This is a genomic window from Microcoleus sp. LAD1_D5, assembly GCF_036702115.1.
Classification (GTDB): domain Bacteria; phylum Cyanobacteriota; class Cyanobacteriia; order Cyanobacteriales; family Microcoleaceae; genus Microcoleus.
This window is the reverse complement of record NZ_JAUBSA010000021.1, coordinates 38209-50806: the sequence shown is the minus strand read 5'-3', so window position 1 is coordinate 50806 and position 12598 is coordinate 38209. Positions and strand designations below refer to the sequence as shown.

The following is a 12598-nucleotide window of genomic DNA, read 5'->3' as shown; positions in this document are numbered from 1 at the left end:
CTAAGTGAATTTGAGGCAGCAAAACAGTCTTACTCAGAGGCGATCGCAGCCTTTAATTCTGCTTTACTTATTGCACCGAATTCTATCGCTGCTCTCAACAACAAAGGGATTGCGCTGCAAAGTCTGGGTGATTTGCAAGCACGGCTAAGTGAATTTGAGGCAGCAAAACAGTCTTACTCAGAGGCGATCGCAGCCTTTAATTCTGCTTTACTTATTGCACCCGATTCTACCGCTGCTCTCAACAACAAAGGGAATGCGCTGCGAAGTCTGGGTGAATTGCAAGCACAGCTAAGTGAATTTGAGGCGGCAAAACAGTCTTACTCTGATGCGATCGTAGCCTTTAATTCTGCTTTACTTATTGCACCGGATTATAACTATGCTCTCAACAACAAAGGGACGGCGCTGCAAAGTCTGGGTGCTTTGCAAGCAGGGCTAAGTGAATTTGAGGCGGCAAAACAGTCTTACTCTGATGCGATCGCAGCCTTTAATTCTGCTTTACTTATTGCACCGGATTATAACTATGCTCTCAACAACAAAGGGATGGCGCTGGGAAGTCTGGGTGCTTTGCAAGCAGGGCTAAGTGAATTTGAGGCGGCAAAACTATCTTACTCTGATGCGATCGCAGCCTTTAATTCTGCTTTACTTATTGCACCGGATTCTCTCGCTGCTCTCAACAACAAAGGGACTGCGCTGCGATGTCTGGGTAATTTGCAAGCAAAATTATCTAATCAACAGGAAGCACTCAAAAATTGGCAAGAGGGGCTGGAAATGTGGAATCGATGTTTGGCCATTGCTCCTAACAACCATCGCCTTCGCAATTTTCGTGATTCGCTGCAACAATATGTCGATAATTTGGGTGACGATACTGCCAGCAGTTAGCTCGATCGAAATCAGTAAAGACGCGACTTTAAGGAGGAAGACGTGTCGAGTTAACTTAAACCGAAAGGCCGCCAGGGAATGAATTTCACGGGGCTAATAGCAAAAGTTCTCGATCAAGGACTGAAGAATTCATTAGTCCTCATAGCGAGGACTTTAGCTTTGAGGCAGGGGTTTCAACCCCTGCCGGACTAAGGGCTGAGCGTTAAAGGCCCGCCCTCGAATTTAGCTACTTAACCTTGCAGCTTACCGCCCAGATTGTCTCGGCGATGTACCGTCAGCCGATCGCGAACGACGGATCAGCACGCTCATCACCTGCTTCGGATTCGCTGCACGCTGTGGGGGACTCCAATCGCCCACTTCTGCAAATCCCAGCCGGTACAAAGTGAGTATGGTTTCCCGGACACCTTTGGGCGAACCGACAACCGTTAACAGCACCACTTCCTGTTCGCATACTGCTGCTGAGTCGTCATTTGGGCGATCGAATTTGTTGTCGTCAGGCACGAATTCCTGTGACATAATATGTTCTCCTGGTTTTGGGTTTTCTAGAAAAACCCAAAAACCCAGCCGCCCCGCATTTCAAGACATAGCAGGGCGGCTACAGAGGATGTTAAAATGCTCCGTTAGCCTCCAGACTGCTGATTCCAGTTTGGCGGTTATGCTGTCCATTGCTGTTAGCGCAGCTTTGGGCAGTGCAACTAGATTTTTGGGCGACGCGGGCTGCCTCCTCTACAAGCAAGCAACCTCTCACTTCAAAGCGTAGCCGCACAGGGGGGCCGCCGTCAATCGATTTTGGATTTTAGATTTTGGATTTTGGATTGAAGATCGGGATTGGGAGGTTTTGCGCGATCGGGCTGAGGATTTAGCGTTATAACTAGACAAAGAGAGCCCCAGGATAATTATGCTGCACGATCTTCAGCAATCTCACCAACAAGACATACAGACTATTACTCAGGTTTTGGCAAAAATCACCAACCGCACGCCGGCTCAGATTAAACCATTACTAGAGGCGATGCTCAAACGGCTAATAGAACCTCAACAACCTCCCTTTTACGAAACAGCTACCCCAACAGAATGGTCAATAGCATTTCAAGAATGGGTTGACAGTCATAGTACCCTAAATCTCCCCACTCTTTCAGATGAAGCTATTAGCCGAGAGAGCATTTATGGAGACAACTGATACTGAAGTTAAACTCAGATTTGGCGATCGCAAAGGTTCGGCCAAGCGACTCAGAGGGCTAGCAAAAACTGATATGCCACCTCCAACAGATGCGGAAGTTGCACTCATGTTAGAAAAGCGTTTGGTGGATAAATACTTAAAATGATTGAACCGCGAAGACGCGAAGCACACGAAGGAAGAATTAGGAAGAAGATTAACAGGAGTTACGCACTCCGACAAAGAAACCGGGTTTTTTACCGAATTTACGGTATGTAATGCGTCTTCTCGTAAAAAAACCCGGTTTCTGGGCGCCATGCGTAAGCCCTACTCCTCGCTAACAGCCAAACCCGAAACCACAGGGGCGATCGCATTTAACTTCAACACAGGATGCTCTCCTTCCACCTGTCGGCAATTCCACTCATTTCTAAACAGCAAAACCGGCCTTCCCCAAGTATCTTTCACTGTCACCGTATTAAACAGCCGCCCAACTTTTTCCAGCGCCTCCCAACCGCCGTCAACCCAACGAGCTACACTGTAAGGCAACATATCGATCGTCGTTTCCACATTATATTCCGACTGCATTCTGAACTGCACAACTTCAAATTGCAACTGTCCGACAGCCGCCAAAATAGGCTCGCGTTTCGACTCATCAACCGAGTACATAATTTGCACTGCGCCTTCTTCCTGCAACTCAGAAACGCCCTTGCGGAACTGCTTAAACTTAGAAGGATTGGGATTTCTCAAAAAAGCAAAAAGTTCAGGAGAAAAACAGGGAATCCCTTCATATTCCAGTTTTTGGCCGGTGTAAATAGTATCCCCGATCGCAAATACTCCCGGATTGTTCAAACCGATCACATCGCCCGGATACGCAACCTCGATCGACTCACGATCCTGAGCAAATAACTTTTGAGGTCTTGACAAACGCACCGTTTTACCAGTGCGAGCGTGAGTCACGTTCATGTCCTTTTCAAACTTGCCCGTACAAACCCGAATAAACGCCACCCGATCGCGGTGTCTTGGGTCCATATTCGCTTGCAATTTAAACACAAACCCGGTAAAGTCTTCATAAGTTGGCGGCAAGTCTCCGGCGCTGCTCTTGCGGGCGATCGGCTTCATAGCGTAATCTAAAAACGCATCTAAAAACAGTTCTACCCCAAAATTGCTCATCGCGCTGCCAAAGAAAACAGGCGTCATTTTTCCAGCCCGAACTAAATCTAAATCGAGTTCAGTTCCCAACTCATCAAGCAGTTCTAACTCTTCTTTGAGCTGATAGTAAAGGTCTTGTTCCAACAAATCTTCAATGCGCGGATCGCCCAATTCAATGACGGTATCCACAGCAGCACGAGAACCGTGTTTAGCCCGCTCGAATAAGTGAATTTTGCGCGCCCTGCGATCGAAAACACCTTTAAAGCGATCGCCCGTACCTATCGGCCAATTTACCGGATAAGTCTGCAATCCCAATTCCTTCTCAATTTCGTCCAATAAATCCAAAGGTTCTCTGCTAGGGCGATCGAGCTTATTAAAGAAAGTAAAAATAGGCAAACTTCGCAGCTTACAAACTTCAAATAACTTCCGAGTTTGCGGTTCCAAACCCTTAGCAGCATCCTCAAGCATCACCGCATTGTCAGCCGCCGCCAGAGTTCGATAAGTATCTTCGCTAAAATCTTGGTGTCCCGGAGTATCGAGCAGATTAATGTGATATTTTTTATACTCAAACTGCAAAACAGTAGAAGTAATAGAAATTCCCCGCTGCTGTTCCATCGCCATCCAGTCAGAGGTAGCGTGTCGCTGAGCCCGCCGCGCTTTCACAGAACCTGCTTCGTGAATTGCACCTCCGTACAGCAGCAGCTTTTCTGTCAAAGTAGTTTTTCCCGCGTCAGGGTGCGAGATAATAGCAAAGTTGCGCCGGCGCTCAACAGCAGTTAGCAGTTCAGTTTCGAGTTCTGTTGTCATCACAAATTAGGTAGGGGAATCATCACCCGATCGCCATTATAGCCTGTGCTACAGTTGCTATTAAAGGTAAAATTATCACTAAAGTCAAGGAAGAAAAATAATATGTACGACTCTGACAAGCGAAAGCTGCTATCACTGGTGTGCCACGGGGCGATTTTTTTCAGTACATTAGTGTTCTCGATCGGAGCGCCGATCGCTGTATTGTTAGTATCAGATGACCCCGTTGTCAAAGAAAACGCCACAGAAGCCATCAATTTTCACCTTAATGTATGGCTTTACAGCACCGTGATTGTGGTGTTAACTGTCGTCACTTTCGGTCTTGCTGGCTTTATCCTAGTGCCAATAGGTTATCTGCTGCATTGGGGACTGACAATAATGGCTATCCTCCACGTTTTGCAAGATCCTAACCAACCTTACCGCTACCCTTTTATTTTCCGAATAGTTTAGACAGAAAATCGCGCTTCACCATCGATTTCAACAACCCGATTTCTTCAAGAAGAAACCGGGTTTTTAATTGTTTTCTAACTCACATTCCTTACCCCCAACTGGCAAATACACCGCTTAAGTGACAAAGAGGGTTGATTATCGGAGACAAGATTCAGTAAAAAAACTTAAAAGTTTGTGAAAGTAAGCATCATCCAGTTGGGGCTTCCAGAAAATTGACCTAACATCATGCGTGAAATATTGTTAATCCATAAGACTTCAAAAATTAGAGCACAATCAACTATTAATTATGGTGTCTTCGCCCTGTTGCAGCGCTGTTATGAACGCTAAGTTGAGCTTCCATTGATGCCGTTTCCCACAACATACTAACGCCTTTGGGTTATTTCGCAGAGTTAGGGCAGATGTTCGCTCGCTCCGAACCATCGTTTTTGCTTTAGCTGTGCTATTTTTGCATCGGGCGATAGTTTTATTGGAATATTCCACCAATTCTATCTCTACCAGGTGTATTAAAACTTAATACAATATTTTTCCAATAAAAATCCCGCTCTTGTGGAACGGGAAAGCCATCAGGGTGCATCTATATATATGTCACTATAACTCATAGGGGGTATAACCCCTCGTAGCTTTATCGAATCTTTACAATCACAAAATTTTTGTAAAGATTGAGGTTTTTATTTGACTGATCAGCCGTTTTATGAAATTAAAATGGAAAATGCGGACATTTATAAAATCAAGTGAGTTTCCTCTGAATAATCAAAACTTTAAGCTCCTTTACCATGCTTCGGCCAATGGTGGAGCAAATACCATAAGATGGCTACATTTGTGATAAATACCGCTACCTTAAGTACCGTGACCCCCTGAACTAATTCATATATTTCAGGGGGTATACTGATGCCTACCAACACTAAAACTAAGATTGTTGCCCAGTCTTTTTCGTACCACAAACCAACGGCTTCAACAGCAGTTAAAGTTGCATAAAGTGCTGCGGCAAGTCCGCCAAAAAATAAGTTGTGAGGGTTCAGAATTAGAAGTTTTTCTAATGTGAATTTACTGATTTTTAGTTGGCTTTCTAACAAATAAGATTGCGAAAATTCTTCTAAAATTTGATGATTTTTTAAGGCAAAAAGCAAAGCAATCGAAGTTACTGTCAAGAGCGAAGCCACAAATGTTTTGTAAAGGACAATTGCGATTAAAGCAGGAGCGTGATGTTTTTTAACCTTAATTCTCGAAATATCAATAATGTGCGATCGCCTGGTTAGCCTGTTTAGGATTTAAAACTTAAAATTTGTACATTGCGTCAGCAATTAGCTAATCAATTATATAAAAAATAACGCGCTGCTGACGCACCTTACTAAGCTTGAGGATAACGTTGTGCTAAGAAAGAGATAGCAGCAGCCCGATCGCCCAAATCGCCATCCAACCTCGCCGCCAACAAATCATCCAACATTCGTTTAAACCCAGGCCCCGGCTTATAACCCAAAGCCTTCAAATCGTTGCCATTCAAAGGCGGCTCAACATTCGCCCATTTGGTGAGATATTCCCAGATTTGGCGGCGTGCACTTCGCGGGCTTTGTAGGGCGATCGCAATTAACACCGGCAATTCATAATTCCTCAATAGCAACACCAATTGACTCGGCAACTCGCACTTAGGCAAATTCTCTGCTAACTGGTTCTTTCCGGCTTCCAAAACTTCCAACCGCTTAATGCTGTCAGCAGGTAACTGAAGATTTGCAGCTACCTTGCCGCGATATTCCGGTGCTAAATAAGCTATCAAAACTTCCAGCCGCATCTGCCAATCGGGAATATTGATAATTGGAAATGGGGAATGGGGAATGGGGAATGGGGAATGGGGAATGGGGAATAGGGAATTATCTCTTCCTTCTTCCTTCTTCCTTCTTGTCTCTTCCTTCTTCCTTCTTCCTTCTTCCTTCTTCCTGACATCCGTTACATCCGTTACATCCGTTACAGAATCCGTTGCCGAACTTCCTTCTTCCTTCTTCCTTCCTTGCAAACACCGATCGAGCAAACGCAGTTGCCGCCACAACTCCCGATCCAACTCCAAAGTAGGATGAATGCAGCGCAAAGCCTGCAAATCTCCCAGCATTTGCAAAGCAACTTTCCAGTAAGGAGCTTGCAAAATGTATTTCAATTCGCTTTTGAGCCGAGTTTCCAAAGCCGGAGCTCGGCCGTTTTCCCCCTGAATTCGGTAATAAATCCCGCTGGCCAAAGCGTGGCGGATGTATCCTTCCGTCTGCGGCTCAATTTCAAATCCCAACCGCACCGCAAACCGCACAGCGCGATAAATTCGCGTCGGATCTTCGATAAAACTATTGGCGTGCAAAACTCGAATTTGCTTCGATTCCAAGTCCAGCAAACCGCAAAAAAAATCTAACAATTCGCCACTGCGAGGAACACCCAACCGCACAGCCAGCGCATTAATTGTAAAATCCCTGCGGTACAAATCTTGGCGAATTGAACTTGCTTCAACTTCAGGATTTGCAGCCGGATAAGGGTAAAATTCAGTGCGAGCCGTAGCGATATCCACCCACAGCGAGCCGAAAGCAGAGTCTTTGTGCCACAAAAGCGCGGCGGTTTGAAATTGACCGTGAACGTCCAAACGCGATTCTGGGTAAAGTTTTTGCAGCGATGAAGCTAACTCGACACCAGCACCGGAATCGTCGGAACCGCACTTTCCATCCACAACCAAATCGATATCTGTTAGCGCCAGTGTATCATCCGTGGTTAAGAGTAAATCCCGGACTGCTCCACCCACAATATAAAGTTGCCAGCCGCGGTTTTGGGCAATATTGGCAGCGATCGACAATAATTGCCATAATTCGGGACTGATGCGCGATCGCAACAACTGCTCAACCGATTCGGGCACAGGACAATTAGAAAATTCTGCATTACTTCCCCTGTCCCGCGCTTTTTGCTGGTGCAATTCCCGCAACACATCAGTCCGGGTAACAATTCCCACCAGTTGACCGTTTTCCAATACTGGCAAGCGCCCGATATCGTATGTCACCATTAAAGATTCAATTTCCGGCAGCAAGGTATCTGGGGCGATCGTTTTTAACTGCGGACTCATGTAACCCTTGACGGGGGCGTGGCTGAAACCGTGGTGCAGGGCAATGTCAATGTCGCGGCGCGAGATAATGCCAGCCAGTCGATCGTCCGCATCAACCACAGAAAGCCCCGAATGTCCGTAACGTAGGAGGATACGGTGAGCTTCCCCCACCGATGTTTCCGGGCGAATACTCCGCACTGGAGACGACATTAACTCGCGCGCTGTCGGAGGGTGGGGAATTTGAGCTTTGAGTTCGTCAGCTAACTGATTTAAAGTCAGCAGGGGGTCAACATCGCGGGTGGCGAGGGAAGCGGCGCGGGCGTGGCCTCCGCCGCCGAAGGGTTTGAACAATTCGCTGAGGTTTGTGCCTTCGATGCGCGATCGACCGATAATAGTTAATCGATTGGAAACTGGCGATTGGGGATCGATGTTGCGGTTGTTTTCGTTTTCGCCAAATTTATAAACATTGCCTAACAGCAGAGCATCGGTTTCAGTCAAATCGAGCAAGCGAGAAGCCAGCGAAGAAAGTCCCGGAACATAAGCTTCAGTAGATAGCAGCACCCACGCGACGCTGTAACCGTGCAAAGTTTCCGATCGCAAATTATTCAGCGCTTCTCTCAGCAAATCTTGCAATTGAGGAGACAAACCCGGTTCTACATATTCAGCTATTACCCGCAAACTCGCTCCCTGTTCCATCAACCACGCTAAAGCTATGGCATCTCGCGCAGTTGCGCCCTCAAAGGTGAGGGAACCTGTATCGACGTGGATGCCGAGGGCCATTACTGTTGCTTCCGAAGGCAGAAGGCGAAATTCTGGATCGCTCTTTTCCCTGAGCTTTTCGACAATTAATGTCGTGCTGGCTCCGACTGCTTCGATTTGGGTGACAGTTGCGGGGATGTCCAAATCAGCTTGTAGGTGATGGTCAAAAACCGCTATTTCGTTGAGGTGTGGCAAATCCAGCCACTCGGCGGCTTTTCCCAAACGATCGCGCTGTGAGGCATCAACTATACTAATCGATCGAATTTGTTGCGGATTGACCGATCGGCGTTCAATCAGTGGGTACTCGTCGCGGTGTAGCGCCAAAAAATCCCGCACCGTCGGATGACACCCGCCCGTCAATACGATCCTGCTACCGGGGCGCAGCACGCAAAGTCCCACCGCCGCCCCCAAGGCGTCAAAATCTGCTGTTGTGTGGCACAAAACTAAGTCCATAGCCGAAAATCCCGCATCTCTAACTCAAACAGTAGCAATTTCTCGCCCTCTGAAACCGGATGTGTCGATCGGGCTTTAAGTTAACCTTTCCAGTTTTCTGTGCTGTAGCGAACAATGATAAAATTGATAAAAATCTTAAGAGCCGCTGACGCCTGTTCGCGCAACGCCCGAATTTGCCTGGGTTCTTTCGTATCAATCAACCGACAATTTCTCGATCAAGTATCGGGAAACTGTCAAAAACTAGAATTTGGAAAAATTTTTTCGGTTCTGGGAAACTATTTCTGATCAACGCACGGTTATATCGAAAGGAGAAAAGATGTTATCAATTCTGTTTCAAGTGGTTTTACTGGGTCTGGTACTGCTGTCTTTTGTGATGGTCGTTGGCGTGCCAGTTGCTTATGCCTCTCCCCAAAACTGGAATCAGTCTAAATCCCTGATTTATGTCGGGTCTGGTCTCTGGTTTTTGCTGGTTATTGCAGTGGGTGTATTGAACTTTTTAGTCGTTTAATTTCACCCAAGTCTATCGAATACAGAAGGTAAAAGATAGAAGGATGAAGGCATTCACCAGGGATTGAAAGGCATTCGACAGAAGCTAGGAAATTTCCAGACCGCGCGATCCTGTATGTTTTTGCACTTGAGATTCAGATGAGATGCTGCTGCTTTCTGACTTTTGCCTTCTCAAAAACAAAAATCTAAAATCTAAAACCTAAAATCTAAACTAGAGCAATATGACTGTTTTCGAGGGAACTTTTACTCACACCGAATCTTTGCGATTTGCGATTGTCATCGGTCGTTTTAACGATTTGGTGGTTAACAAACTTTTGGAGGGATGTCAAGATTGTTTGAAACGCCACGGGGTTGATATTAATCCTCATGGCTCTCAGGTGGACTTTTTTTGGGTTCCGGGAAGTTTTGAGATTCCTTTGGTGGCGCGCCAAGCTGCTCTTTCTCACCGCTACGATGCGGTAATTTGTCTGGGTGCGGTAATTCGGGGCCAAACTCCTCATTTCGATTTTGTGGCTGGTGAGGTTGCTAAGGGAATTGCTGCGGCTGCTTTTCAAACAGGGGTGCCGGTGATTTTTGGGGTGGTGACGACTGACACGATGCAGCAAGCTTTGGAAAGGGCTGGAATTAAAAGCAATTTGGGCTGGAATTATGCGATGAGTGCTTTGGAAATGGGCACTTTGATGCGCCAAGTTAAGGGTTTGGGCGGAAATTCTTACGATCGATTAGCTAGTGGATCTGCTGGTAAAGTGCTTTCGGGCGAAGGAAATTTGGCGATAGCCCCGGATGTATCGTCGGATCAAATCCCCTCGTAAGTTCGGCTAGCAGTATTTTTAAGAAGCTAAAAAAACATCAAGATTTGCATCGGGAAAAATCTTAAGACTCTTGTGGGGTGGTGATTATGCCCGCCCCCAAGGTAAGAATTCCACTCGGGGCAGATCGACAAATTAGACCCATATTTTGCCAATTGGAAATGAAAACTTTGATGCCTCAAGTTCATGCTTTGGGCGGAAATTATGACGATCCATTACCTGCGTCTGCTGCTGTTCAAGTGCTGTCGGGCGATCGGGATTGATGTATGTTCCCAAAAAATTTCGTAATCTAAAATCCAGGTTCATTATTCCCTTTATGAACTCGGTATTAATCGGCTGATTGGATATTTAATTTGGTTGATAATCAACTGGAAATACACAGCGAACCTTATAAAAAACAGACAAGGTGATTTCAATTATCGCTCGCAACGAGTAGTTCTGTCCGATGAGACTGTCGTAATTCCGGGTTGCCCCGATTTATCTCTGGAGCTATCTTTGGTGTTTCCAGCCTAATCTAAAAGTGCGATATAATCGAGATCTATAATAAATTTATACCGTGCCGTAATGACTGCGCCACCGCCTCCGACACCGACACCGACACCACCCCCATCGAGTCCAACTCCTGTAGAGCCATCTCCTCCAGTAACTACGCGATCGGGTACATTCACGAAAAAGGTCGTGATGAATGTTTTGGAGTTTGTCGATCAGGTGTTCTATGCGTTAATGGGTCAACTTGGAAGAACAGTTTATGGGTCAATTCAGGATGCCCTCGCACTGGGTATTCTTTTAAAACTTCCCAGTTTAATCGGTGAAATTATTATCGGTAAAGATTTCTCAAGTTTCGATATTTGTCTAAAAGAAAGCCCTTTCGGTGCATCTCGTTATGCTTGTTTCATTATTGTAGCTTCTGATTTTTTGTTGTGGATAGTTCTCGCAGGTCGAATTATTGCTCGGTTTTGGGCAGATTTAAAAGATTTGAAAAACAATCCGTAGGAGATATCTGATATGACTTTAGTCAACCGCAAACAAATTAGTCTTTATGAAGAAGCTGAATCTGGATTAAATTCTTTAGTCAAGCAAACGGCTCAAGTTGGTGTTGGTTTGTTGGGGATGCTGTTGCTGACAGGGGGAAATCCGCCAGCTTTGACAGTAGGCTTAAGTGTAGTTGGGGGAATTGCTTTTGTTGCTTGGAGCGAAGAAAAGCGACTCACTAAATTTTATGCGCGACAATCGCAACTCAAACACGATCCTGTCATTGCGAGTGAAACGTTAGCGGAGCGATCCGAAGGAAAGCAATCGCCACCTCTTAACTCTAGTGAGTCTGAATCGCTTAATAACATTAAGCAAATTCTTGAATTAGATACAAATAATTTATCTGAATTGGTAAAACAGGCTGGTTTAAATCCGTATGAAGATTTAGCAGGAGCTGATTTAAGTGGTGTTAAAGGAGTTGGCGGCAAATTGAGCAGATTCAATCTCAGCGGTGCAGACTTAGATGGTGCTGATTTAAGTCGTGCCGATCTGAGTTTTGCTAACTTAAGCAATGCTAAACTGAGCGATGCCAACCTGAGCGATGCCAACCTGAGCCATGCCAACCTGAGCCATGCCAACCTGAGCCATGCCAAACTGAGCGGTGCCGACCTGAGCGCTGCCCACCTGAGCAGTGCCGATTTGAGTTTTGCCAACCTGAGCGGTGCAAAACTGAGCAGTATCAACCTGAGTCATGCCAACCTGAGTCATGCCAACCTGAGCGGTGCCAACCTGACCGGTGCCAACCTGAGCGGTGCCGATTTGAGTTTTGCCAACCTGAGCAGTGCCAACCTGATCTTTGCCAACCTGAGCGGTGCTAAACTGAACGGTGCCAAATTGAGTGATGCAGACTTGTGGAGTGCCCAATTGAGCGATGCAGACTTGTGGAGTGCCGAATTGAGCAATGCCAATTTAAGCAGTGCCAATTTAAGCAATGCCAATTTAAGCAATGCCAATTTAAGCAATGCTAATTTGACAGCAACAAACCTGAACACTGCAAAAGTAGAAAGTGCTCGATTTGGTAAAAATGCCGGACTGTCTGAAGATGCAAAGTATGAGCTGAAAAAGCGAGGTGCAATCTTCCCACAAGATGAACGGATCGCAGCAGTGCTGTAAAATTTTTGTTGAGACGGTAAAACATCGGTCAAGTTATAGAGTTTCCGTCATCTGTATTGAGTCGCTTAAGGAAAATGTGTCTTCAATACGAGCTATAATAGTTGGGTAACGTTGGGGTAAGTAAAAAAACTAACATGAATCAAACTTCTACAGTTACGATCGGCAACACATTTTATAAAATCCTCGCAGAAATCTCCGCAAGCTCTGGAAAATCACTCCAAGCAGTTCTCGAACAAGCCATCGAACCATACCGAAGACAACAGTTTTTAGAAGCAGCAAACCAAGCTTATATTGCTCTACGCAATAACTCCGAGGCTTGGCAAGAAGAACTTGAAGAACGATCGCTCTGGGATATCGCTTTAGTTGACAGTTGACAGTAAAAACCCGGTTTCTTTGGTTTTGATGCTGAATTCCCGGTTCAAATCC

General features: G+C 45.8%; 13 protein-coding genes. 9 read left to right on the top strand and 4 right to left on the bottom strand.

Annotation, left to right across the window (positions count from 1 at the left end; genetic code table 11):
* A partial coding sequence (locus QUA70_RS11640; RefSeq protein WP_333347096.1) for a tetratricopeptide repeat protein occupies nucleotides 1–879 on the top strand: 879 nt, incomplete at its 5' end.
* Nucleotides 880–1122: 243 nt separating this feature from the next.
* Here the strand turns inward: QUA70_RS11640 and QUA70_RS11635 are convergent.
* Nucleotides 1123–1395: a hypothetical protein gene (locus QUA70_RS11635; RefSeq protein ID WP_333347094.1), complete on the bottom strand. Its 273-nt coding sequence runs from the start codon at nucleotides 1393–1395 to the stop codon at nucleotides 1123–1125.
* 382 nt (nucleotides 1396–1777) lie between these two features.
* On the opposite strand from QUA70_RS11635, the gene QUA70_RS11630 reads away from it, so the two are divergent.
* The gene (locus QUA70_RS11630; RefSeq protein ID WP_333347091.1) at nucleotides 1778–2056 is read left to right on the top strand and encodes a hypothetical protein; all 279 of its coding nucleotides are present in this window, start codon (nucleotides 1778–1780) and stop codon (nucleotides 2054–2056) included.
* Nucleotides 2043–2201 carry a hypothetical protein gene (locus tag QUA70_RS11625; protein WP_333347088.1) on the top strand — a complete coding sequence of 53 codons (159 nt, stop codon included), beginning with the start codon at nucleotides 2043–2045 and terminating at the stop codon, nucleotides 2199–2201. The genes QUA70_RS11630 and QUA70_RS11625 overlap by 14 nt, the downstream gene beginning before the upstream one ends.
* A 158-nt stretch (nucleotides 2202–2359) precedes the next feature.
* Here QUA70_RS11625 and prfC read toward each other — a convergent pair whose 3' ends face one another.
* Entirely contained in the window at nucleotides 2360–3988 is a 1629-nt protein-coding gene (gene prfC / locus QUA70_RS11620) for a peptide chain release factor 3 (RefSeq protein WP_333347086.1), read from the bottom strand.
* Nucleotides 3989–4090: 102 nt separating this feature from the next.
* Here prfC and QUA70_RS11615 point away from each other — a divergent pair, with 102 nt between their 5' ends.
* On the top strand, nucleotides 4091–4435 hold the full coding sequence (locus QUA70_RS11615) for a DUF4870 domain-containing protein (RefSeq protein WP_333301372.1): 345 nt from the start codon (nucleotides 4091–4093) through the stop codon (nucleotides 4433–4435).
* Nucleotides 4436–5193: 758 nt separating this feature from the next.
* Here QUA70_RS11615 and QUA70_RS11610 read toward each other — a convergent pair.
* Both QUA70_RS11610 and QUA70_RS11605 read right to left on the bottom strand, forming a co-directional pair.
* Complete coding sequence (locus tag QUA70_RS11610) at nucleotides 5194–5616, bottom strand: DUF2127 domain-containing protein (RefSeq protein ID WP_333347135.1); 423 nt, start codon at nucleotides 5614–5616, stop codon at nucleotides 5194–5196.
* 167 nt (nucleotides 5617–5783) lie between these two features.
* The gene (locus tag QUA70_RS11605; protein WP_333347083.1) at nucleotides 5784–8711 is read right to left on the bottom strand and encodes a CBS domain-containing protein; all 2928 of its coding nucleotides are present in this window, start codon (nucleotides 8709–8711) and stop codon (nucleotides 5784–5786) included.
* 316 nt (nucleotides 8712–9027) lie between these two features.
* On the opposite strand from QUA70_RS11605, the gene psbZ reads away from it, so the two are divergent.
* The 5 genes from psbZ to QUA70_RS11580 all read left to right on the top strand — a co-directional run bounded on the left by psbZ (nucleotide 9028) and on the right by QUA70_RS11580 (nucleotide 12546).
* Nucleotides 9028–9219 (top strand): photosystem II reaction center protein PsbZ, encoded by a 192-nt coding sequence (gene psbZ, locus QUA70_RS11600; protein WP_190735314.1) that lies wholly within the window; start codon nucleotides 9028–9030, stop codon nucleotides 9217–9219.
* Between the two features lie 220 nt (nucleotides 9220–9439).
* Nucleotides 9440–10030, top strand: a complete 591-nt coding sequence (ribH, locus tag QUA70_RS11595) for a 6,7-dimethyl-8-ribityllumazine synthase (protein WP_333347080.1) — start codon at nucleotides 9440–9442, stop codon at nucleotides 10028–10030.
* A gap of 561 nt (nucleotides 10031–10591) precedes the next feature.
* Nucleotides 10592–11020, top strand: coding sequence for a hypothetical protein (locus tag QUA70_RS11590; RefSeq protein ID WP_333325591.1), 429 nt, complete (start codon nucleotides 10592–10594; stop codon nucleotides 11018–11020).
* 12 nt (nucleotides 11021–11032) lie between these two features.
* The gene (locus tag QUA70_RS11585; protein WP_333325594.1) at nucleotides 11033–12172 is read left to right on the top strand and encodes a pentapeptide repeat-containing protein; all 1140 of its coding nucleotides are present in this window, start codon (nucleotides 11033–11035) and stop codon (nucleotides 12170–12172) included.
* 134 nt (nucleotides 12173–12306) lie between these two features.
* The gene (locus tag QUA70_RS11580; protein WP_333325598.1) at nucleotides 12307–12546 is read left to right on the top strand and encodes a hypothetical protein; all 240 of its coding nucleotides are present in this window, start codon (nucleotides 12307–12309) and stop codon (nucleotides 12544–12546) included.
* The last annotated feature ends 52 nt before the right edge of the window (nucleotides 12547–12598 follow it).